This is a genomic window from Rhodoplanes sp. Z2-YC6860, from assembly GCF_001579845.1.
Lineage (GTDB): Bacteria > Pseudomonadota > Alphaproteobacteria > Rhizobiales > Xanthobacteraceae > Z2-YC6860.
The window spans coordinates 5,226,331-5,247,364 of sequence record NZ_CP007440.1 but is presented as its reverse complement, the minus strand read 5'-3'; the positions used below and the strand labels follow the sequence as shown (position 1 = coordinate 5,247,364).

Below are 21,034 nucleotides of genomic sequence, written 5' to 3'. Positions count from 1 at the left end.
TAGACCGGCTGCAAGCGTAGCAATCAAAGCCAAACCCCGGCCGCGAGGCCGGGGTTTTCGTTTAACTCTTGTGCGTTACTCGGGCTGGGGGCCCGTCTGCATTATCTCCTGCATCTCTTGCACATTCTCCTGTGCAATATTCCACAGCCCACTGAACATGATCATCGGCATCCAGAACAGCAACGGCATTGGCGACCTCACGGATTGTTTCGCGTGTCATTTTGTGGGGGACCAACGCGCATGAAGTGGATTGCGTTGCGAATCAAATTGACCGCATAGGCGGTCCGAGGGCGGAACTTTTGCCGGCCCGATGAGTTTCGCCGTGATCAATCGAAGCCGTAAAATTTGCAGAACTCGTGCAATTCAGCGCGCGGAGAGCGGAAGTCGTTGGCCTTGTGCTTCCTGTCGCCGTAGCCGATGGCCACTCCGCAGAACAGCATTTCGTTCGCCGGAAGCTTCAGGAAATTCCCGACCGTGTCGTAGAGTCTGGCCCAGGCCTCCTGCGGGCAGGTGTCGAGGCCGTAGGCGCGGGCGAGCACCGCCAGCGAATTGACGTAGCCGCCGAGATCGGCCCATTGGCCTGGACCGAGCTTGCGGTCGATGGTGATGAACAGCGCCACCGGCGCACCGAAGAACTCGAAGTTCTTCTTGTACTGGCCGAGCCGGCCGGCGGCGTCGTCGCGGCCGATGCCGAGCGAGCCGTAGAGCTGCACGCCGTGCTCCTCGCGGCGCTCCTTATAGGCACCGAACATCGGCTCGGGATAGATCGGATACTCCGACTTGGTGTGGCGCGGGTCTTCGTTGGCGATGCGCTTTCGCACGACTTCCTTGAAATCGGCGAGCGGCTTGCCGGTCAGCGCATAGACGTTCCAGCTTTGCAGGTTGCCGCCGGAGGCGGCGCGCTGCGCCTTCATGATCAGTTCCTTGACGATTTTCAGATCGACCGGCTTGTCGAAAAAGTGACGGCAGGCAATGCGCGAGTCGACGGCTTCAAAAACGTCCATGATGGGTCTCGCTGATGCTCCTCAGGATGAGGCCGGGAGAGGTTGGAGGGCGTGGCTTGGTTCATTCGTCAATCGGCGGGGTGAGCTGCCGGGGCGGGGCGGGGAGTTCGTCGCTCCGCGGTGCTTCGAGCGCCTCCGGGTCGTTGTGAACCCGGTAGAGCTGCGGCGCGGCGCGATTGACGTGAACCTGGAAAATGTCGGGCCGGTTGTAGTGGCCCGCGAAGTCGTGGCGGAGCTTCATCTGGATGCCGAGGTCGAGATTGCACTCGGCATAGAGAATGCCTTCCTCGGCGCCCATCGGGCCTGCGATCACCCGCGACAGCGGATCGACGATCAGGGTGCCGCCGCAGCAGTCCGGGTTGCGCAGGAATTTTTCGGCCTCGGGGCCGGGCTTCAGCATCTCGATCATACGCTCGTCGACGGTGCCGCAGGCCGAGATCACGAAGGCCTTGCTCATCTGCGCAAAGGCTTGCGAGTCGATCGCCACGCGGTTGCGCAATGGATCGCCGCTGGTCGGAAAGTGATTGGGCCAGCTCATCACATGGATGCGCGTGCCTTCGGCGATCAGCGAGAACACCGCGAGCGGATTGGAATTCTCACCGCAGATCAGCCCGGACATCGGGCCGAACTCCGACTGGAACGCGCCGAAGGTGTCGCCATAGCCGCCCATATGAACGATGCGCTCGCCGACGGTCGGCATGATCTTCTGATGCTTGCGGATGATGCTTCCGTCGGGGCCGAAATAAATCTGCGTGTTGAACATCGTCCCCGTGGTGTTGGGGAGCTTCTCGCAGACGCCCATCACCACATAGGCATTGGCATCACGCGCGGCGCGGCCGAGCGCGTCGGTCTGTGGCCCTGGAATCTCGACCGAGTTCTTGAATAATTCGACCGCGAGCTTGTTGGCAAGCGTGCCGGTCGCGGCGTGATGGTGGTACCAGACCGGATGCGCCGGAATGAAGCCTTCGGGAAAGCCGATCACCCGTGCGCCATTCCGGCCCGCCTCGCGGATCAGCCGACAGGCCTTCTCGACAGATGCCTCGCGATCGAGGAACACCGACGCGGCCTGAACCGCCGCGACCTTCACCGTGCCGTACTCGTCGCCCATTCCCAGGTTCTCGCCTCAGGCTCCCGCACTTTTGTCGCGCAGCACGATGGTCGGTGCAAGGCCGATCACCACGGCCATGCTGACGCCCATGGGGATGAACGGTGCAAGCAGCCAGCCGGTGTAGTCCCAAAGTGCGCCGCTGATGATCGGAACGATGACGGCGACCGAATAGCTGATGGTGAACATCCCGGCCGAGACGCGGTGCACTTCGTCCGGCGGGCTGATCAGCGGCGGCAGCGCCAGGATCAACACCAGCACCGCTGCGGCAAAGCAGCCCAGGAGGCCTGCGCCGACGATGACCCATGCACCGCTCATCAGCGTGATCATGAGGAGCCCTACGGCATTGATTAGCGCGCAGATAATGTACGACCAGGGGGTGCGAACGAGCCGCTCAGCCGAAATGAGAAGCATGAACGACGCTGGCAACTGGCCCACGTTGTTGGCGGTCAGCGCGGCGTGGATCAGATCAGCTTGGCCGGTGTGGGTCAGATAATCCGGCAGGAAGCCGTTGAGCGCGAAATAGGTGGCGTTGACGCTGCCGAGCAGGAGCCCGATGCGCCAGATCAGGCCGTTCCGAAAATCCGGCATCCAGTTTCGTGGAGTCGCGCCGTTCGTCGGTGTCTCCGGCCGTGGCGCCAGCGCAAAGATCACAAATGCGATCAGCGCGACCGGCACCGCCCAGAACACAAAGCTCCATTGCCAGCTTCGGTGCAGCATCGGCAGCACGAGGGGAATGGTCAGCGCCGCCGGCAGGATTTCGCCGACAAGGAGTCCGTTGGTGTAGACGGCGGTGGCAAAGCCCATGCGCTGCGGCACCCAGGCGCGGACGAGCGGCGGCAGCGATGGCTGCATCACGGCAACGCCGAAGGCCGTTACGACGGTGCCGAAGTAAAGCATCGCGATGTGCGGCCCGACACCACGGATCACGGAGCCCACGGCGCAGAGCGCAAGCCCGGTGAGCAGCGCATGCACGGCACCGAGCCGCGCCACCATCAGCGAGCCCGCAATGGCGGCTGCGGCGAACAGCACCATCGGGATGCCGGACAGGATGCCGACCTGCGTTTCCGACAGATGCAGATCGTCGTGGATCAGCGGGATGACCGGCGGCACGGCCAGGATCGTGAGACGCAGCGCCACGCCGCCAAGCCACAGGAGCAGCAGCGCCTTCATCGGACCGATTGCTGTCCGAGACGCGCCGATCGTTTCAGAGGCCGCGCTCATAAAGCCTTGCGTGCCGCGCTGGGCCGCGCGGCGCTCGAGATCATTAGGATCGCGGCCACGGCGCCGATCGCGATGGTGATGAACACCAGCCGCGGCGCACCATGATCGAGGAGGCCGCCGTAGACCAGCGGCGTGACGATGCCGCCGATGTTGAAACCGTTGGTGACGAAGCCGAACACCTTGCCGAACGCCCCTGCGGGGGTCGCGGCCCGCAAGATCATGTCACGCGCGGGGAGCATGGCGCCGAAGAAGAAGCCGCCACCCGAGGCGACCGTGATCAGCGCGGGTGCATTCAGGTCGACCATGCCGATGGCCAGCGCCGAGAGCCCGGTGAGTGCCATGCCGACCGCTGCGATGACGCCATGGCGCGGGAACCGCGCCGAGATCATGCCGCCGGCGAGCACGCCGAGCGCGGAGAGGAACAGGTAGCCGGTCAGCGCCATGTTGGCGATGTTGGAACTGGTGCCGTAGAGCGCGCTGAGCGCGACCACCGAGAAGTTCATGAAGCCGAAGCTGCAGAACGCCATCAGCGCGAAGAACACGAAGTTGATCAGGATCGGCCCCGAGAGGAGAAGCCGCCAGCTCGTGTCCGGCACGGCATTGCCGGCCTGTGGCTTGGTGGTGCGCTCCGGCGCGCCGTCGCTCAGGACCAGGAACAGCGCGGCTGCGACGCAACCGAGCACCGCTGCGCCGATGAAAGCACCGCGCCAGCCGAACCAGCCGTGCAGGGCAAGCATCGCGGCGGGCGCGACCGCGCCGCCGAGGAGCCCGGAGAAGGTGTGGATCGAATAGGCCCGGCTCATCCGCTCCGGCGCGACGTGGCGCGAGAGTAGCGAATAGTCAGCCGGGTGATAGACCGTGTTGGCGAGGCCGAGGAGGCCGAAAGCGCCGACCAGCACCCAATAGGAGTTCACCAAGGCTGCGACGATCAGCGACGCCGCGCCAAGCGCCAAGCCGCCGGCAAGCATGAGACGCGCGCTGTAACGGTCGACCAGGAAGCCCGCCGGCGTTTGCAGGATCGCAGACACCGCCATGAACACCGTGAGGGCCAAGCCGACTTCCGTGTAATTCAGGCCGTAATCCGAACGCACGAAGGCGAACAGCGGCGGCAGCACCAGCATGTAGAAATGGCTGACGAAGTGCGCCGTGCTGACGCCCATGATCAGCCGGGTGTCGTCGGCCCGGCGTGCAGCGAACGTGAGGTCGGTGGCTTCAGTCATCGCTGAAATCTGGCGGCGTTTCCTCGGCCGGCTGCCCGGTCTCCGCCGGGCGTCCGCCAATTTCTTTCTTCATAGCAGGGACGAGAGCCTGATGGCCGCAGCCCCGTCATGCGGCGGGCGCGGGTTTCTTCGCCTTCGCGTCCTGGATGGCCTGCCACACGCGGCTCGGGCTCGCCGGCATGTCGATGTGCTTGATGCCGTATTCCGACAGCGCATCGACCACGGCATTCATGATCGAGGTGAGGGAGCCTGCGCAGCCCGCCTCGCCGCAGCCCTTCGCGCCGAGCGGATTGGTCGTCGCCGGCACCGGATGGCTGAGGACGTCGAAGCTCGGCGTGTTGTGGGCGCGCGGCATCGCGTAGTCCATGAACGAGCCGGTCAGAAGCTGGCCCTGATCGTCATAGACCACCTGCTCGAGCAGGCACTGGCCGATGCCTTGCACCACGCCGCCATGCGTCTGGCCGTCGACCAGCAGCGGATTGATGATGGTGCCGAAGTCGTTGACCGCGAGGTACTTCACGACCTCGGTGACGCCGGTGTCCGGGTCCACTTCGACCTCGCAGACATGGCAGCCGTTGGGGTAGGCGGCCGGTGAGCCTTCGCTGACGTGCTTGACGTCGAGCGACTGCGGCTCGTCCGGCGGCAACGCCATGCCGGCCCGGACCTTCTGCGCCAGCTCCATGATGCCGATCTCGCGATCGGTGCCGGCCACCACGAACTTGCCGTTCTTGAACTCGATATCGCCTGCGGAAGCTTCGAGCGCGTGCGAGGCGATATGCTTGCCTTGCTCCACGACCTTCGCCGAGGCTTCGACGATGGCTTGGCCGGAATTCATCATCGAGCGCGAGCCGCCGGTGCCGCCGCCTGCGAGCAACTCGTTGCTGTCGCCCTGCAGAATGCGGACCTTGTCGAACGGCACGCCAAGCTGGTCGCTCAGCACCTGCGCGAACGGCGTGGCGTGGCCCTGGCCATAGTCGAGGGTGCCGGTGCGGATGGTCACGCCGCCGTCGGCGTCGAAGGCAATGCCGCCCATCTCCTTGTTGGCCGGCGCGGTCACTTCGAGGAAGCAGCCGATGCCGATGCCGCGCAGCTTGCCGCGCTTCTTGCTCTCGCGTTTGCGCTTGCTGAAGCCCTTCCAGTCGGAGGCTTCGAGCGCCTTCTTGAGGATCGCCGGGAAGTCGCCGCTGTCATAGGTGGTGCCGGCTGCCGACTTCCACGGAATCTGGCTTTTGCGGATCTGGTTCTTGCGGCGCAGCTCGATGCGGTCGAAGCCGCACTCGGCTGCGGCGAAGTCGATCAGCCGCTCCATGTAGTAGTTGCCCTCGGGGCGGCCGGCGCCGCGATAGGGCGCGAGCTGCGTCGTGTTGGTGAACACGCACTTGGTGTTCACCTCCATGACCGGCGTCTGATAGAGGCTGATCGCATTGCGCACGGTGTTCAGCGTGGGCGCTTGCGGTCCCATCTGGCTCTGGAAGCCGCCGAGATTGCCGTAGCCGTTGATGCGCAGCGCCAGGAAATGTCCCTCGGCGTCGAGCGCAAGCTCGGCTGTCTGCTCGTGATCGCGGCCGTGGCTGTCCGACATGAAACTGCCCGAGCGTTCGTCCGTCCATTTGACCGGACGGCCGAGCATCTTCGCCGCGTGCAGAATGCAGACGTATTCCGGATAGACCGGCGCCTTCATCCCGAACGAGCCGCCGACGTTGCCGGTGAGAATGTGAACCTTGTCCGGCGTCGTCTTCATCGCGGCCACGACGCCGGCCTTCATGCCCATCACGCCCTGGCTGACCGAATGCAGCGTGTAGCTGTCCTTGGCCTTGTCGTATTCTCCGATCGCGGAGCGGGGCTCCATCGAATTGACGACCAGCCGCGTGTTGAGAATCTTGAGCTTCACCTTGTGTGCGGCGCCGGCAAATGCGGCGTTGACCTTCTCGGCGTCGCCATAGTGATAGTCGAGCGCCACGTTGTCCGGGACGTCATCGAAGATCGCCGGCGTGCCGCTCGCGTCGGCCTTGGTGAAGTCGATCACCGCGGCCAGCGGCTCGATGTCGAGCTCGATGGCTTCCGCCGCGTCCTTGCCCTGCAGCACCGTCTCGGCAATCACGCAGGCGATAGGATCGCCGACGAAACGCACCTTGTCGGTCGGCAGCATGGCGCGGCCGGGCTTCTTCATGTCGGAGCCGTCGCGGCTCTTGAACGGCAACGCCGACTGGATGGTGCCGTAGGACTTCAGGTCTTCGCCGGTGTAGATCGCGAGCACGCCTTTCATCTTCCGGGCGGCTTCGGTGTTGATCGACTTGATCCGGCCGTGCGCGACGTTGCTGCGCAAAATGTAGGCATGGGCCTGCTTCGGCAGGCTGATGTCGTCGGTGTAGCGGCCCTGGCCGCGCAGGAGCGTGCCGTCCTCCTTGCGCACGATCGGCTCACCGATCAGGGAGGCAGACCGGATGGCAGCAGTATCCTGGATGTTCATGGGGCAATTCGCCTGGAATTTTGGGGAAATCGCGTCGGGTTGAGATAACCAACCATCGTTGCTTCCACAAGAACAGGGGCGTGTTTCCGTCATGTTCTCATGAATGCCAGCTTTGCGCCTCCGGTTGCGCCTGCCTGCGCCGCTCTTTAGAGTCGTTTTCGAAGTTGGATTGACCGCCGCGCCGTCGAGCCAAGCGCCTCGAGCGCAACGTGGCTTCGGCGTGGGGAAAGGTTTTCGATGGACGACGAGGCCCGGGCGACCGGCCTCGGCCCCGCGCCTGACCGGGAGCCCAAGGATTCATCCAAGGGCGGACCCCGGCGGGGCCGGCGCTCGCCCTACCGGCATCCGCGTTCGGACGAGTTCCGGAACGGACCCGGTACACAGCAGTTTGGAGGAGGCGGGTTCGGCGCGGCCGACCTGTCCGGCCCGACCTATGCGGCGCTCGATCTCGGCACCAACAATTGCCGGCTTCTGGTGGCGCGCGCGACGCGCGACGGTTTTCGGGTCATCGACGCGTTCTCCCGGATCATCCGGCTGGGCGAGGGTGTCAGCAGTTCCGGCCGTCTGAGCGAGGCCGCGATCGTGCGCGCCGTCGAGGCGCTGCGCGTGTGCAGCGCCAAGATGCGCAACCGCGGCGTCACCCGCAGTCGCCTGATTGCGACGGAGGCCTGCCGTGCCGCGGGCAACGGCCTGGACTTCCTGGCCCGCGTCCGCAACGAAGTCGGCATCGAGCTCGAGATCGCCGACCGCGAGACGGAAGCCTGCCTTGCCGCCACCGGCTGCACGCCGCTGGTCGATCCGGAGGCCCAGGGCGTGATCCTGTTCGACATTGGCGGCGGTTCATCGGAATTGGTGCGGCTCGGCCCGTGCGAGCCGACTCAGCACGGCCCGCCGCACCCGGCCATTCAGGGCTGGACTTCGATGCCGATCGGCGTCGTCACGCTCGCCGAGCGCCACGGTGGCGTCACCGTGACGCCGGAAAGCTTCGAGCGCATGGTCACGGAGGTGGCCGTGCATGTCAGCCAGTTCGCCGAGCGCCACGGAGGCACAGATGGCGTGCATATGCTTGGCACCTCGGGCACGGTGACCACCATCGCCGGCGTTTATCTCGACCTGCAGCGCTACGAACGCAGGCGCGTCGATGGCTGCTGGATGAGCGATGAGCAGGTGACTGGCGTGATCGGGCGGCTTCTCGGCATGAGCTACGAGCACCGCGTCGCGAATCCGTGCATCGGCGCCGAGCGCGCCGATCTGGTGCTGGCCGGCTGCGCGATCCTCGAAGCGATCCGCCGCGCGTTCCCATGCCCGCGGCTGCGGGTTGCCGACCGCGGGCTGCGCGAAGGCATGCTGGTGCAGATGATGCGTGAGGACGGAGTGTGGCAATGACCTTCGATTGCGCCCTCGGTGAGACTGCGCCATGACGACGAAGAGTTCCGGTCGCGGTGAAAGACAGCTCAAGGTTCGCGTCAAGGACAAGCGCAAGTCGCAGTCCTCGCGCAAATGGCTGGAGCGCCAGCTCAACGATCCTTATGTGACCCGCGCCAAGCGTGAGGGCTACCGCTCGCGCGCGGCGTTCAAACTGATCGAGATCGACGACAAGCACCGGCTGTTCAAGCCCGGCGGTCGTGTCGCCGATCTGGGCGCAGCGCCCGGCGGCTGGAGTCAGGTGGCGAAAAAGCGTGTCGGCGCGTCCGGCCGCGTGGTCGGCATCGACATCCTGGAGATGGATGAGATTCCGGATGTCGAATTCGCCACGATCGACTTTCTCGATCCGTCAGCGCCCGACATGTTGAAAGAGATGCTCGGCGGACCTGCGGACGTGGTGCTGTCCGACATGGCAGCGAATGCCACGGGACACCGCCAGACCGACCATCTGAAGATCATGGCGCTGGTCGAGGCGGCGGCGGAATTCGCAAGCGAAGTGCTCAAACCCGGCGGTTCGTTTCTCGCCAAGGTGATCCAGGGCGGCACCGAAGGCGCGCTGTTGACGCAGCTCAAGCGCGACTTCGCGACTGTGAAGCATGTGAAGCCCGCGGCGAGCCGCTCGGATTCGGCCGAGCTCTACGTGCTGGCGACCGGCTTCCGCGGACGGGCTCTCGCCCCGTCATCCTGAAGCGCGACAGCTCAGGGCTCTCTCAACCACACGCGGCAGGCTTTGCCTTTGGCCGGAATGACGATCGCCTTCGGCAGTTCGGCGCCGACGCCGCAGCGGCCGAGCGATTGCGCCTCTTCCAGGTCGATTGAAACGAGCTTGCCGACCGTCACCTTGATGCGATCGGGCGCGCTGGTGTTGAACGGCGTCGCGTTGTCGATGACCGTCGCGCCGCCGTCCTCAGACCATTTGGACTCCTGTTGGTCGGCTCGCGATGAATCAATGGTGCAGATGTAGCCGGGAGTGCCGCGCCCATCGCTATAGAGGACGTCCACCGTAATCTTCGTCGTCTTGCCGTCGACAAGCGTGATACTGGCCTGGCCCGACACGCGCGGCTTTTTCACCGTGAATTCGCAGTTGCGAGTCTCCTGCTGCTCGGCGCGAGCCATGCCGGTCGATGTCGCCACCATGAGAACAGCGGCCAGACAGGTGAGATGCTTCATGGTGTCCCGATGACATGGAGATTTGATCGGCGGCGATCGGTCCTGGACTTGCCTGTTGGTCGTGACGTCTCCAAAACAGGTTCACTATGATGCCAAATCGGGGAGCGGATGTGCGCAAGCCAATCAACATGGGCGGGTTGCGCGGCCTGCCGGACATCCTGGCGCCCGGCCTCCCGGTGATCTTCTGCGGCATCAATCCTGGGGCGACTGCGGCGCTCGCGGGCCGGCACTTTGTCAGCCGCACCAATCGCTTCTGGCGCGTGCTGCATCGCGCTGGTTTCACGCCGCAAGAGATCGATCCCGAAGACGATCGCAGCATCTTGCGCCATGGCTGCGGACTGACTGTCGCCGTGGCCCGGCCGACGCCCGGAGCGAATGATTTGTCCCGTTTGGAATTGAAGCGGGCGGGCGCGGCGCTGAAACGAAAGATCAGGCGTTACGATCCACGCGTGGTCGCGTTTCTCGGCAAGCCGGCCTTCGCGGCGATCACGGGAAACAACGCGGTGAGCTGGGGACGGCAGCCTGAGCTCTTCGGCGGCGCGGTGGCCTGGGTGCTGCCCAACCCGAGCGGGCGCAATCTCAACTTCAGCTTCGAAGCGCTGGTGCTGGCCTATTCGGAGCTGAAAGCGGCCTTAGGCCCGATCGCTGCGGACGTGAACGCTAAGGCTTCACGCCAAGCTCTTCCAGCGACTGCCGCGTCGACGGCATGTCCGGATTGATCTCCAGCGCCTTCTTGAGATCGGCGATGGCGCCGGCCTTGTCGCCGGTGTCACGCTTGGCGATGCCGCGGTTGTTCCAGGAATAGGCGTCCTTCGGATCGTATTCGAGCGCCTTGTCGTAGTCCGCGATGCCGCCGGCGTTGTCGTATTTCATCAGCTTGATCATGCCGCGATTGCGCCAGCCGCGTGCGTCGGTCGGCGCCACGCGAATGGCCTCGCCATAGTCGGCGGCGGCACGGTCGAGATTGCCCATGACGCGATAGATGTTGCCGCGGTTGATGTAGCCGAGTAGATCTTTCGGCTCGAGCTCGATCGCTTTCGTGTAGTCGGCGAGCGCCTTCTGGTTGTCGCGCTTGCGCTGATAGGCCCAGCCGCGATTGCCGTAGGCGTGCACGCTTACCGGATCGAGTTTGATCGCGGTGGTGAAATCTGCGATCGCCTTGTCGAGTTCGCCGCGCCGCATCATCGCGTCGCCGCGGTTGTTGTAGGCGATGGCGAATTTTGGATCGAGCTTGATGGCGTGATCGTAGTCCGCGATGGCTTTTTCGAGATCGTTCTTGAACGCGTAGACGCGGCCACGGTTGCTGAACGAGCAGGCGTAGCTCGGATCGATCTTGATCGCGTCATTGAGATCCGTCATCGCGCGATCGAACTCGCGCTGTTCGGTCAGCGCGAAACCGCGATTGCAGTAGGCAACCGCGAGCGCGCGGCCGGTTTCCTTCTTCTCGTCGATGATCTTGCTGCAGCCCGCGATCCGTGCGTTGACCGTGACATTGGGCGCCTTGCAGGCCTCGGCCGGCGCGCCCGGCGTCATGGCCTCCTGAGCGGCCACCGGGGAGGCGGCGAGAAGCGCGGCGACAATGAGCGAAGTGCGGATCATGGACGGTTTCATCGGCTGGTTTGCTTCTTGGCCATGTTCTCTTTTTGGATCTTCTCCAGCTGTTCCAGCGCCGGCGGGAACCCGGGCACCAGAGCCAGAGCCTTGCGCAGGCTTGCGATCGCGCCGGCGCGATCGCCCATTTCGCTCAGCACCATCGCGCGGCTGACATGGTTGATCGGATGCCTGGGCTCGAGCGCGATCGCAGTGTCATAATCGGAGAGCGCACGTTGCCGCTCGCCGAGCATCGATAGCGCGCTGCCGCGGTTGATATAGAGACCGGCCTCATTGGGCTCAAGGTTGATCGCCGTGTCGCAGTCCTCGATCGCGCCCTTGAAGTCCTGGGACACCAGGCGGATGAAGCAGCGACCTTTATAGCCGCCGGCATTCTTCGGCGCGAGACGGATGGCTTCGGAATAATCGGCACCAGCGCCTTCGTAATCCTTCTTGTTGCGGCGCGCGTCGCCGCGGCTGAGCAGTGTGCCGACGTCGGACTCACGGCTGAGCCGGTCATTGTAATCGGCGATGGCGCGATCCTCGTCGCCTTTCTTGTGATAGAGCATGCCGCGCAGGCCATAAGTTTGCGCGAAATTGGGCCGCATCTTGATCACAGCGCTGTAGTCGGCGATTGCTCCGTCAACGTCGTTCAGCTGCGCAGCCGCGGCCGCGCGCACGAAATAGGCCAGCGGCAGGGTTGAATCGAGTTCCAGTGCGCGCTTTGCGTCGGAGAGGGCCCGCTCGGGCTTGTGCGCGACGTTGAAAAAGTTCGCACGGTTGACGAGGGCCGTCACGTTGCTCGGATCGGTCTCGACTGCGCGGTCGAGATCGTCGGCCGCGCGCGGCAGATCGCGGGTCAACGTGAGGGCGTGACCGCGCTGCGCATAGGCCGTGGACAGTTCGCGCCCGCGGTAGTCGCCACTGTCGATCATTGCCGAGCAGCCGGCGATCCAATTGGGCAGGCCTGCGTCGGGATTGCCGCAGCGGTTGTCCCAGGGTTTTGCGGACGCTTTACAGGTGGCGAGCAAAGCCACGATCAACGGCAATAGCTTGCGCACAGCCCTAAGCTCCCTCAATGCCAATTGGTCGCAAATGCGCCCAGCGGGGTTCAGGCCGGTCTAAGCCATTGGAGTTAACGCAAAATTCCCATGCGCCGGAGCGCGTCGGCGGGCTGCGGCAGGGCCGGATCGAGGGCTGCCGCACGCCGTAAATCGGCGATGGCTGCGTCCTTTGCGCCAAGCTTTTCCTGGATGAGCCCACGCAGGCTCAAGGCGGGTGCCCAGTTGGCGTTGAGTTCGGCGGTCCTGGTGGCGTCGGCGAGAGCCTCGCGGAAGTTCCCCGCCACGTACTGCACCTGGGCGCGGTAGTAATATGTGAGCCAGTTTTTCGGCGCGAGCGTCAGCGCCTGGTTGTAGTCGGCGAGCGCTTTGTCGAGCCGGCCGTGGTTGCGCCAGGCATTGCCTCGGCTCTGAAGGTAGCCGGCATTGCGCGGGTCGAGCGCGATGGCTTTGTCGAGATCGGCGATGGCGCGCTCGGTCTCGCCCTTGGCTTCGAGCGCGACGCCACGACTGCCGTAGGCCGCGCCGCTCTCAGGCGTCAGGCGGATCGCGGTGTCGAAATCGGCGAGCGCCTTGTCGGACTCTTTCTTGGCGTTCCACGATATGCCGCGGTTGAGATAGGCGAGGCTGTAATTCGAGTCGATCTTGAGCGCCGCCTCGTAGTCGGCGATGGCGCGGTCGTGATCGCCCTTGTCGGCCGATGCGATGCCGCGCTCGGTGTAAGAAGCGGCGTCGCCGGGATTGAGCCGCAGCGCCTGGCTGAAATCGGCGATGGCGCGGTCGGCATCACCTTTGGACCGATAGGCGCTGCCGCGGCCGGCAAAGCTCGTCGCGGAATTCGGGTCGAGCCGGATGGCCTGATCGAAGCTCGCAATCGCGCGGTCGAAGTTTCCGGTGAGCAGCAGCGCGCTGCCGCGGCTGCTGTAGGCGCGCGTGTAGGTCGGATTGAGGCGCACCGCCGCATCGAATTCGCCGATGGCGCGGTCGTAGTCGCCGAGCCGTCCATAGGCGATGCCGCGGTTGAAATAGACGATGGCGAGATTGTTGCCGGCGTAGCGGCCGCTGCCGACCAGCGCGGTGCAGGCCTGCACCGCATCGGCCGGCGCAGTGTTGACGCCCGCGCAGCCCTGCTCATCGGTCGATATCAGCGCGGGCGCCTGCGGCTGGGCGTTTGCCGCGGCGGCAAACGCGAGCAGCGCCCAAAGGGCCAGACACGAATGGATGAGAGGCTTCGGCATCGATTTGTCCGAACAGCCTTGCCGCGTTTGCATCGTCCCCGAATCTTAAGAGCCGCGGCGGCTATCCGCCAGCTTTCTTGCTGGCGGTTGTGGCAAGGCCGTGGCCGCAGCGCAAACCTTATCCGCCCTTCGGGTCGGACGCCCGGCTGGCGGCGGGCAGGCGGTCGGCCATTTCGGCGCCGGCGTCAGCCGGCATCCGCCAGAAGATCAGCGCCGAGCTCGTGGCGATGAGCCCCACCAGGATGAAACCCGGCGGGAAGTCGGAGGCCATAATCGCGGCCTGGTCGTGGTAACGCACCGCGAGCTCCACGGTCAGCGCGCCGACTGCGACACCGGTCGCAAGCGACACCTGCTGGCCGACGGCTGCGAGCGCGGTGGCGCGACTCATCCGCGCGGCCGGCACCTCGGCATAGGCGAGAGCATTGACGGCGGTGAACTGAAGCGAGCGGAAGAAGCCGCCGATCATCAGGACGCCGACCATCACCATGAACGAGGTCTGGGCCGAGAAGCCGGCACAGGCAGCGATCGACAGCCCGCCGAGGATGGCGTTGGTGATGAGCAGCGTGCGGAAGCCGAAGGCCTTCAGCATACGGGGCGCCGCGCCTTTGACGATGATCGCGCCCATTGTCGAGGTGAAGGTGATCAGGCCCGACTGGAACGGTGACAGCTTGAAGCCGACCTGCAGAAGCAGCGGCAACAGAAACGGCATGGCGCCAACGCCGATGCGGAACATGAAGCCGCCGACGAGGCTCGCCCGGAAGCTCGGTAGCTTCAGCAGACCGAAATCGATGATCGGCGCCGGCGCCCGGCGCGCATAGGCCAGATACAACGACAGCGAAATCAAGCCGGCCGCGATCAGCCCCGCCACCCAGGGCCAGGGCACGATATCGAGACCCGCGATCGACAGCCCGAACGTCAGCCCCGCCACAGCAACGCCCGACAGCACCATGCCGACCGCGTCGAACCGCTCCGGCACCTCGGCGCGGATGTTCTCGATGTAGCGCGTCACCAGGATGATGCCGACAAGCCCCATCGGCACGTTGATCAGGAAGATCCAGTGCCAGCTGGCATAGGTCGTGATGAAGCCGCCAAGCGGCGGGCCGAGCAGGGGACCGATCATGGCCGGGATCGACACCCAGGCCATGGCGTTGACCAGCTCCTTGCGGTCGATGGTGCGCACCAGCACGAGGCGTCCGACCGGCGTCATCATCGCACCACCGATGCCCTGGACGATGCGCGCCAGCACGAAGTGCCACAGCGCGCTCGACAGCGCGCAGCCGATCGAGCCCAGGACGAACACCGCGATCGCGGCGCGGAACACGGTGCGGGCGCCGAACCGGTCGGCGGTCCAGCCGCTCATCGGGATGAAGACGGCGAGCGAGAGAAGGTACGAGGTGACGGCAAGCTTCAGCGCCAGCGGGCTCGTCCCGATATCGCGGGCGATCGCCGGCAGCGAGGTCGCGATCACGGTCGAGTCCATGTTGTCCATGAACAGCGACACCGCCACGATGAAGGGGACAAGCCGTTTTTGTGTCATGCCTATTCCAGATGCCCCGGATTTTGATCATAGAGCGGCGAGCGGTGGATGACGCGGGATTTCTCAGGAATTCCCTAGGAAATCGGATGTTCCGGTGCTAAGCACCATCGCCAACCCAAAAGCGGGCCCGATTCGGGCGAGGGCGTGCCGTCCTCGCGAAGGGCCTCGTTTATTCGTTCCGGACGCTTACATCTCCGGGACTTGAGGGACCGGAGTTGGCATGGCCACGATCACCCGCGCGGAGCTGACCGAAGCGTACACGTTCGACGACGTGCTGCTGAAGCCCGGCCTGTCCGATGTGTTGCCGTCGGAGGTCGATATCCGCAGCCGTCTCACCCGCTCGGTGCTGCTCAACCTGCCGATCATGGCGTCTGCCATGGACACCGTCACCGAGGCCAAGATGGCGATCGCCATGGCTCAGGCCGGCGGCATCGGCGTGCTGCATCGGAATCTCGAGCCGGAGCAGCAGGCCGCCCAGGTGCGGCAGGTCAAGAAATTCGAATCCGGCATGGTGGTGAACCCGCTCACCATCCACCCCGACGCGACGCTGGCCGACGCGCTGGCGCTGATGAAGGACAACAACATCTCCGGCATTCCGGTGGTCGAGGGCGGCAATGGCGCGAGCCGCAGCCCCGGCAAGCTCGTCGGCATCCTCACCAACCGCGACGTGCGTTTTGCCACCGACGTGCGCCAGAAGGTGTCGGAGCTGATGACGAAGGACCGCCTCGTCACGGTGCGCGAGCACGTCAACCAGGACGAGGCGAAGAAGCTCCTCCACCAGTACCGCATCGAGAAGCTTCTGGTGGTCGACGCCGACTATCGCTGCGTCGGTCTGATCACCGTGAAGGACATCGAGAAGGCGGTCGCCAATCCGAACGCCTGCAAGGACGAGCAGGGCCGGCTCCGCGTTGCGGCTGCGAGCACGGTCGGCGACAAAGGCTATGACCGCACCGAGATGCTCATCGATGCCGGCGTCGATCTCGTCGTGGTCGACACCGCGCATGGCCATTCGCAGCACGTGCTCAACGCCGTCAGCCGCATCAAGCGCGCCTCGAACGCCGTGCAGGTGGTGGCCGGCAATGTCGCGACGGCCGAAGGCGCTAAGGCGCTGATCGATTCAGGCGCGGATGCGATCAAGGTCGGCATCGGTCCGGGCTCGATCTGCACCACGCGAATGGTCGCGGGCGTCGGCGTGCCGCAACTCACCGCGATCATGGATGCGGTGGAGGCCGCGAAGAAGCACGACACTCCGGTGATCGCCGACGGCGGCATCAAGTATTCGGGCGATCTCGCCAAGGCCTTGGCCGCCGGCGCCGACGTCGCGATGGTCGGCTCGCTCTTGGCAGGCACCGACGAGACGCCGGGCGAGGCCTATCTCTATCAGGGCCGCTCGTACAAAGCCTATCGCGGCATGGGCTCGGTCGGCGCCATGGCGCGCGGCTCGGCCGACCGCTACTTCCAGCAGGACATCAAGGACTCGCTGAAGCTCGTGCCGGAAGGCATCGAAGGGCAGGTGGCCTACAAGGGCCCGGTCGCAAACGTCCTGCACCAACTCGCCGGCGGCCTGCGCGCCGCCATGGGCTATGTCGGCGCCAAGGACCTCAACGACTTCCACGAGAAGGCGCAGTTCATCCGCATCTCGTCGGCAGGCCTGCGCGAAAGCCACGTCCACGACGTCACCATCACCCGCGAAAGCCCGAACTACCCGAGCCGGGCGTAGCGGCTATGACCACGGGCGTGCGCATCATTCTCGCGTCACGGCCGGTGGGCGAGCCGAAAGAGAGTGACCTCCGCGTCGAGCCGATGCCGGTGCCCGTGCCAGCGCCCGGCGAGATGTTGCTGCGGACGCTGTGGCTGTCGCTCGATCCCTACATGCGCGGACGGATGAGCGACGCGCCGTCCTACGCGGCGCCGGTCCAGATCGGCCAGGTCATGGAAGGCCGCACCGTCAGCGAGGTGATCGCTTCCAATCTCGACGGCTATGCGCCGGGTGACATCGTGCTGAGCCCCAGCGGCTGGCAGACCCACGCCATCAGCCAGGGCAAGCTGACCCGCAAGATCGATCCGTCGATTGCGCCGATCTCGACAGCGCTGGGCGTGCTCGGCATGCCGGGGATGACTGCCTACACGGGCCTCTCCGAAATCGGACAGCCCAAAGCGGGCGAGACCGTGGTGGTGTCGGCGGCGTCCGGCGCGGTTGGCTCGCTGGTCGGCCAGATCGCCAAGATCAAAGGCGCACGGGCCGTCGGCATTGCCGGCGGGCCGGCCAAATGCCGCTACGTCGTCGACGAGCTTGGCTTTGACGCCTGTGTCGATCATCGCGCGAGCGATCTCGCTGAAAAGCTCAAGGCCGCTTGCCCGGGCGGCGTCGATGTCTATTTCGAGAATGTCGGCGGGGCGGTGTTCGAGGCGGTGTTTCCGCTGCTGAACAGCTTTGCCCGCGTGCCGGTCTGCGGCCAGATCGCGACCTACAACGCCACCGAATGGCCGGCGGGAGAGCTCCGCGTTTCAAAGCTGACGCGCGATATCCTGACCAAGCGGCTGACGTTCCGCGGCTTCATTGTGTCGGACTTCGCCGCGCGTCAGGCCGATTTCCTGCGCGATGTGTCGACATGGCTCCGCGAAGGCCGCATCAGGTATCGCGAAGACATCGTCGATGGTCTCGAGAAGGCGCCGCGGGCGTTGATCGGGCTCCTGCGCGGCGAGAATTTCGGCAAGCTGCTGGTGCGGGTCGCGGCGCCTGGCGCTTGAGCTGGCTCACAAATACTTCCGCACCCGATAGCGCACCTCGTAGTCGCCCGCCGGCAGCGGCGATCCGTTCTCGCGCGGGATCGGCGTGAACGCGATGCGCTGCCAGGGGCCGAAGTCCCGGTCGAGCTTGGCGTCACTCTTGATCGGCATGGTCCAATAGCCCTGTGGCTCGCGGTCGAGGCCGAGCGACAGGGTCCGCTCGCCCGAGCCGTTGACCCGGAAGGTTCCGGAGATCACCGGCTGCTCGCCGTCGCGTCGCACCTCCGCGATGTAGCAGCCCTGGCCGGCCCGGTCGGACCACAGAATGATGCTCACCCTGTCGAAACGCGGCTGCGGCGCGCCCGCGGGCAGGCGGATCTCGTACATCACCTCGGGCACGCCGGAACTCTTCCGCCAGTCGAAGCTGCCGAGCATCACCAGGGCGCCGACCATCACGGTCACCCCGGTCGCAATGAGGCCGACGCGCCGCGCCTCGCGGCTGCATCGCGTGCAGATCAGCACCAGCCAGACCCCAAGGACCGCGCCGATGAGCGCGCTGGCGAGCGTGCCCCACATCAGCATCACCTTGAGTTCGGTGATGTCGCGGTCGGTCCAGCGCGCGATCGCGTAAATCAGCCAGTTACCGCCGTAGAGGCCGAGCCAGGCGCCGCCGATCAACGCGACGATCGCCAACGCATGGCGGGCCGGCGCTATGAGCAACGGCTTTGCAGGCTGTTCCACTGAGGGCGGGGCAGGCGACTCGACGCGACGGACCATGCGCAACCCTACACCGGCCGCGGGCCACACCGCGAGACTTCCTCTCGCATCCGTCAGCAGCTAGAAGGTCGCAGCCCCGCGCGACCTTGGCCGCGCCAACCGGAGCCACGGCATGTCGACTGCCATGATCCTCGCGCCGTTGTTCGTCCAGGTGCTGCTGACCTTCGCGGTGATGACCGGCATGGTCGTGTGCCGCACCAGCGCGTTGAAAGGCGGCACCACGCGCTACAGCGACATCGCCATGCGCGAGCCCAACTGGCCGCGCCAGGCCGCGCTGTTCGGCAACTCGTTCAGCAATCAGTTCGAGATGCCGGTGCTGTTCTACGTGCTGACCATCCTGGCGATGTTCACCAAGCACGCGGACTTTCTGTTCGTGGTGCTGGCATGGATATTCGTTCTGTTTCGCGCGCTCCAGGCCTACGTCCACGTCACCAGCAACAACGTGCCGTTCCGTGGCGGCTTTTACGGCATTGCCGCCCTTGTGCTGCTGATCATGTGGCTGATCTTCATCGTCAAAATCCTGCTCGGACTCCCATGACACCAGCTGCACGCCTCGCCGCCGCAATTGAAGTGCTCGCCGACATCGGCGCGCGACGGCGCCCTGCGCCCGATGCGCTGAAGGACTGGGGCCTGTCGCACCGCTTTGCCGGCTCCGGCGACCGGGCCGCGATCGCAGGTCTTGTCTACGACACGCTGCGGCGCCGGGCTTCGGCGGCCTTCATGATGGATGACGACAGCCCGCGCGGGGTGGCGCTGGGCATGCTGGTCCGTGAACGTCATCTCGATCCCGAAGCTATCGCGCGGCTCTTTGACGGCTCGCGCTATGCGCCACCGGCGCTTACCGATACCGAGCGGTCGAAGCTTGCGTCGACCGACCTCGGCAGCGCACCGCCGCACGTGCTGGGCGATTATCCCGAGTGGCTCGATCCGCATCTTGCCAAGGTGTTCGGCGACGAGCGGGCCGAGGAGGGCGCGGCGCTCGCCTCGCGCGCGCCGCTCGACCTTCGCGTCAACACGCTGAAGGGCGAACGCGACGAGGCCCAGGCCGAACTCGCTGACCTCAAGCCCGAGCCGACGCGCTGGTCGCCGCAGGGGCTGCGCATCGTGCTCGCGGCCGACGCCAAAAGTCCGGCGGTGCATGCCGAGCCGGCTTACCTGAAAGGCCTCGTCGAGGTTCAGGACGAAGGCTCGCAGCTTGCGGCGCTGCTCGCGGCGGCCAAACCGGGCGAGCAGGTGCTCGATCTTTGCGCCGGCGGCGGCGGCAAGACGCTCGCGCTTGCAGCCGCGATGGAGAACAAGGGCCAGCTCTACGCGACCGATGACGACAAGCGCCGCCTCGCGCCGATCCATGAGCGGCTTACGCGGGCCGGCGCCCGCGGCGTCCAGGTGCGCACGCCAAAATCCATCGGCAGCGAGATCGACGATCTGAAAGGCCGGCTCGATCTCGTGCTGATCGACGCGCCGTGCACCGGCATCGGCGCCTGGCGGCGCAACCCGGACGCCAAATGGCGGGTGCGGCCGGGCGCTCTGGAGGTTCGCGTCAAGGAGCAGGCGGGCGTGCTCGATCGCGCCGCGACACTGGTGAAGCCCGGCGGCCGCATCGCCTACATCACCTGCTCGGTGCTCGACGAGGAGAACGGTGCTCAGGTGCGCGGCTTCGTCGAGCGGCATTCCGGTTTCACGATCGCGCCGCCGGCCGAGGTGATGACGGGCGCGCTCGGCGAACGCGCCTATCTGTTCCGCCGCGCGGTGCTCACCTCCGCCGAAGGCCTGCTGATGACGCCGCGGCGCACCGACACCGACGGTTTCTTCGTCAGCATCTTGCGGCGCGCGGCCTAACGCCGGAACTCTGCCGTTAGCGCCGGATTGGAGGCATGATGAAAGCCCTCCTGTTGCGCATGTTCGGGAGACCCCAGGGCGCCTTGGGGAGGCTCGGCGGCCACATCATGGCGCGCACGAACGCGGAGCTCGGCGTCTGGACGAGTGGCGTTCTCGAGCTCGCACCGACTGACAGAGTTCTGGAGATCGGCTTTGGCCCTGGCGTGATCGTCGCTCATATGTCGAAGCTCGTCCCGGCCGGGCGCGTCTCGGGAATTGACGCGTCACCCGTGATGGTGGAGCAAGCGCGCGTTCGCAACAGCGCCGCCATCCGGAGCGGCCGCGTTGAACTGAAGCAAGGCGTTGCAGCGAGTCTGCCTTTCGATGACGGCGCGTTTGACAAGGTTCTGGCGATCAATTCGATGCAGGTCTGGCCGGATGCGATGGCCGGCTTGCGGGAAATCCGTCGCGTCATGAAGCCGGGCGCAAGAATCGCGCTCGGCTTCACGCCATATTCCGGACGATCGAAGGCTGGGTTGAGCGAGACGCTGGCCGCTGCGGCTTTCACCGACGCAAGGACGGTAGACCATGCCGCGAAAGGGTTCTGCGTGCTCGCGACAAAGCCGCAGGATGGATGAGTGCCGCGAATTGGTGCGAGCTCCACA

General features: G+C 65.5%; 19 protein-coding genes. 8 read left to right on the top strand and 11 right to left on the bottom strand.

Translation table 11 applies throughout. The annotated features are described in order from the left end of the window. Positions 1-326: 326 nt before the first annotated feature. From RHPLAN_RS24665 to RHPLAN_RS24645, 5 genes are all read right to left on the bottom strand, one after another. Complete coding sequence (locus tag RHPLAN_RS24665; RefSeq protein WP_068023408.1) at positions 327-1,004, bottom strand: nitroreductase; 678 nt, start codon at positions 1,002-1,004, stop codon at positions 327-329. A 61-nt stretch (positions 1,005-1,065) separates the two neighbouring features. Next, positions 1,066-2,112: a carbon-nitrogen hydrolase family protein gene (locus tag RHPLAN_RS24660; RefSeq protein WP_068023405.1), complete on the bottom strand. Its 1,047-nt coding sequence runs from the start codon at positions 2,110-2,112 to the stop codon at positions 1,066-1,068. 15 nt (positions 2,113-2,127) lie between these two features. Next, on the bottom strand, positions 2,128-3,282 hold the full coding sequence (locus RHPLAN_RS24655) for an MFS transporter (RefSeq protein ID WP_084245475.1): 1,155 nt from the start codon (positions 3,280-3,282) through the stop codon (positions 2,128-2,130). Positions 3,283-3,329: 47 nt separating this feature from the next. Continuing rightward, a complete protein-coding gene (locus tag RHPLAN_RS24650; protein ID WP_068023402.1) occupies positions 3,330-4,553 on the bottom strand; it encodes an MFS transporter in 1,224 nt (407 codons plus the stop codon). A 106-nt stretch (positions 4,554-4,659) separates the two neighbouring features. Next, positions 4,660-7,023, bottom strand: coding sequence for a xanthine dehydrogenase family protein molybdopterin-binding subunit (locus RHPLAN_RS24645; RefSeq protein WP_068023399.1), 2,364 nt, complete (start codon positions 7,021-7,023; stop codon positions 4,660-4,662). 237 nt (positions 7,024-7,260) lie between these two features. On the opposite strand from RHPLAN_RS24645, the gene RHPLAN_RS24640 reads away from it, so the two are divergent. Both RHPLAN_RS24640 and RHPLAN_RS24635 read left to right on the top strand, forming a co-directional pair. After that, positions 7,261-8,409, top strand: a complete 1,149-nt coding sequence (locus tag RHPLAN_RS24640; RefSeq protein WP_084245473.1) for a Ppx/GppA phosphatase family protein — start codon at positions 7,261-7,263, stop codon at positions 8,407-8,409. 31 nt (positions 8,410-8,440) lie between these two features. Further along, on the top strand, positions 8,441-9,136 hold the full coding sequence (locus tag RHPLAN_RS24635; RefSeq protein WP_068023396.1) for an RlmE family RNA methyltransferase: 696 nt from the start codon (positions 8,441-8,443) through the stop codon (positions 9,134-9,136). An 11-nt stretch (positions 9,137-9,147) separates the two neighbouring features. Here RHPLAN_RS24635 and RHPLAN_RS24630 read toward each other — a convergent pair whose 3' ends face one another. Next, positions 9,148-9,618: a hypothetical protein gene (locus RHPLAN_RS24630; protein WP_068023393.1), complete on the bottom strand. Its 471-nt coding sequence runs from the start codon at positions 9,616-9,618 to the stop codon at positions 9,148-9,150. A gap of 110 nt (positions 9,619-9,728) precedes the next feature. Here RHPLAN_RS24630 and mug point away from each other — a divergent pair, with 110 nt between their 5' ends. Next, complete coding sequence (mug, locus tag RHPLAN_RS24625; protein ID WP_237179907.1) at positions 9,729-10,337, top strand: G/U mismatch-specific DNA glycosylase; 609 nt, start codon at positions 9,729-9,731, stop codon at positions 10,335-10,337. Here mug and RHPLAN_RS24620 read toward each other — a convergent pair. From RHPLAN_RS24620 to RHPLAN_RS24605, 4 genes are all read right to left on the bottom strand, one after another. Then, positions 10,279-11,217, bottom strand: a complete 939-nt coding sequence (locus RHPLAN_RS24620) for a tetratricopeptide repeat protein (protein WP_068031782.1) — start codon at positions 11,215-11,217, stop codon at positions 10,279-10,281. The two genes, mug and RHPLAN_RS24620, sit on opposite strands and share 59 nt — an antisense overlap. 8 nt (positions 11,218-11,225) lie before the next feature. Further along, entirely contained in the window at positions 11,226-12,269 is a 1,044-nt protein-coding gene (locus RHPLAN_RS24615) for a tetratricopeptide repeat protein (protein WP_068023388.1), read from the bottom strand. A gap of 74 nt (positions 12,270-12,343) precedes the next feature. Next, positions 12,344-13,507 (bottom strand): tetratricopeptide repeat protein, encoded by a 1,164-nt coding sequence (locus tag RHPLAN_RS24610; RefSeq protein WP_198164475.1) that lies wholly within the window; start codon positions 13,505-13,507, stop codon positions 12,344-12,346. Positions 13,508-13,625: 118 nt separating this feature from the next. Beyond that, positions 13,626-15,044: an MFS transporter gene (locus tag RHPLAN_RS24605; protein WP_068023381.1), complete on the bottom strand. Its 1,419-nt coding sequence runs from the start codon at positions 15,042-15,044 to the stop codon at positions 13,626-13,628. Positions 15,045-15,264: 220 nt separating this feature from the next. Here RHPLAN_RS24605 and guaB point away from each other — a divergent pair, with 220 nt between their 5' ends. Both guaB and curA read left to right on the top strand, forming a co-directional pair. Next, positions 15,265-16,764 (top strand): IMP dehydrogenase, encoded by a 1,500-nt coding sequence (guaB, locus tag RHPLAN_RS24600; RefSeq protein ID WP_068023379.1) that lies wholly within the window; start codon positions 15,265-15,267, stop codon positions 16,762-16,764. 5 nt (positions 16,765-16,769) lie between these two features. Next, entirely contained in the window at positions 16,770-17,795 is a 1,026-nt protein-coding gene (gene curA, locus RHPLAN_RS24595) for an NADPH-dependent curcumin/dihydrocurcumin reductase (RefSeq protein ID WP_068023376.1), read from the top strand. 6 nt (positions 17,796-17,801) lie between these two features. Here curA and RHPLAN_RS24590 read toward each other — a convergent pair whose 3' ends face one another. Then, positions 17,802-18,494, bottom strand: a complete 693-nt coding sequence (locus RHPLAN_RS24590; protein ID WP_157100452.1) for a hypothetical protein — start codon at positions 18,492-18,494, stop codon at positions 17,802-17,804. Positions 18,495-18,663: 169 nt separating this feature from the next. On the opposite strand from RHPLAN_RS24590, the gene RHPLAN_RS24585 reads away from it, so the two are divergent. Genes RHPLAN_RS24585 through RHPLAN_RS24575 form a run of 3 tightly spaced genes read left to right on the top strand, consistent with a single transcriptional unit; the run spans position 18,664 to position 21,007 of the window. Beyond that, a complete protein-coding gene (locus RHPLAN_RS24585; protein WP_068023368.1) occupies positions 18,664-19,089 on the top strand; it encodes an MAPEG family protein in 426 nt (141 codons plus the stop codon). Then, on the top strand, positions 19,086-20,390 hold the full coding sequence (locus RHPLAN_RS24580) for an RsmB/NOP family class I SAM-dependent RNA methyltransferase (RefSeq protein ID WP_068023365.1): 1,305 nt from the start codon (positions 19,086-19,088) through the stop codon (positions 20,388-20,390). Before RHPLAN_RS24585 ends, RHPLAN_RS24580 begins: the two co-directional genes overlap by 4 nt. Before the next feature lie 35 nt (positions 20,391-20,425). Then, a complete protein-coding gene (locus tag RHPLAN_RS24575) occupies positions 20,426-21,007 on the top strand; it encodes a class I SAM-dependent methyltransferase (protein WP_198164474.1) in 582 nt (193 codons plus the stop codon). The last annotated feature ends 27 nt before the right edge of the window (positions 21,008-21,034 follow it).

What these genes read in the sequence shown, in the direction of transcription:
- RHPLAN_RS24665 (WP_068023408.1), bottom strand. Translation starts at nt 1,004, where the DNA reads ATGGACGTTTTTGAAGCCGTCGACTCGCGCATTGCCTGCCGTCACTTT.
- RHPLAN_RS24660 (WP_068023405.1), bottom strand. Translation starts at nt 2,112, where the DNA reads ATGGGCGACGAGTACGGCACGGTGAAGGTCGCGGCGGTTCAGGCCGCG.
- RHPLAN_RS24655 (WP_084245475.1), bottom strand. Translation starts at nt 3,282, where the DNA reads ATGAAGGCGCTGCTGCTCCTGTGGCTTGGCGGCGTGGCGCTGCGTCTC.
- RHPLAN_RS24650 (WP_068023402.1), bottom strand. Translation starts at nt 4,553, where the DNA reads ATGACTGAAGCCACCGACCTCACGTTCGCTGCACGCCGGGCCGACGAC.
- RHPLAN_RS24645 (WP_068023399.1), bottom strand. Translation starts at nt 7,023, where the DNA reads ATGAACATCCAGGATACTGCTGCCATCCGGTCTGCCTCCCTGATCGGT.
- RHPLAN_RS24640 (WP_084245473.1), top strand. Translation starts at nt 7,261, where the DNA reads ATGGACGACGAGGCCCGGGCGACCGGCCTCGGCCCCGCGCCTGACCGG.
- RHPLAN_RS24635 (WP_068023396.1), top strand. Translation starts at nt 8,441, where the DNA reads ATGACGACGAAGAGTTCCGGTCGCGGTGAAAGACAGCTCAAGGTTCGC.
- RHPLAN_RS24630 (WP_068023393.1), bottom strand. Translation starts at nt 9,618, where the DNA reads ATGAAGCATCTCACCTGTCTGGCCGCTGTTCTCATGGTGGCGACATCG.
- RHPLAN_RS24620 (WP_068031782.1), bottom strand. Translation starts at nt 11,217, where the DNA reads ATGATCCGCACTTCGCTCATTGTCGCCGCGCTTCTCGCCGCCTCCCCG.
- RHPLAN_RS24610 (WP_198164475.1), bottom strand. Translation starts at nt 13,507, where the DNA reads ATGCCGAAGCCTCTCATCCATTCGTGTCTGGCCCTTTGGGCGCTGCTC.
- RHPLAN_RS24605 (WP_068023381.1), bottom strand. Translation starts at nt 15,044, where the DNA reads ATGACACAAAAACGGCTTGTCCCCTTCATCGTGGCGGTGTCGCTGTTC.
- guaB (WP_068023379.1), top strand. Translation starts at nt 15,265, where the DNA reads ATGGCCACGATCACCCGCGCGGAGCTGACCGAAGCGTACACGTTCGAC.
- curA (WP_068023376.1), top strand. Translation starts at nt 16,770, where the DNA reads ATGACCACGGGCGTGCGCATCATTCTCGCGTCACGGCCGGTGGGCGAG.
- RHPLAN_RS24585 (WP_068023368.1), top strand. Translation starts at nt 18,664, where the DNA reads ATGTCGACTGCCATGATCCTCGCGCCGTTGTTCGTCCAGGTGCTGCTG.
- RHPLAN_RS24580 (WP_068023365.1), top strand. Translation starts at nt 19,086, where the DNA reads ATGACACCAGCTGCACGCCTCGCCGCCGCAATTGAAGTGCTCGCCGAC.
- RHPLAN_RS24575 (WP_198164474.1), top strand. Translation starts at nt 20,426, where the DNA reads ATGATGAAAGCCCTCCTGTTGCGCATGTTCGGGAGACCCCAGGGCGCC.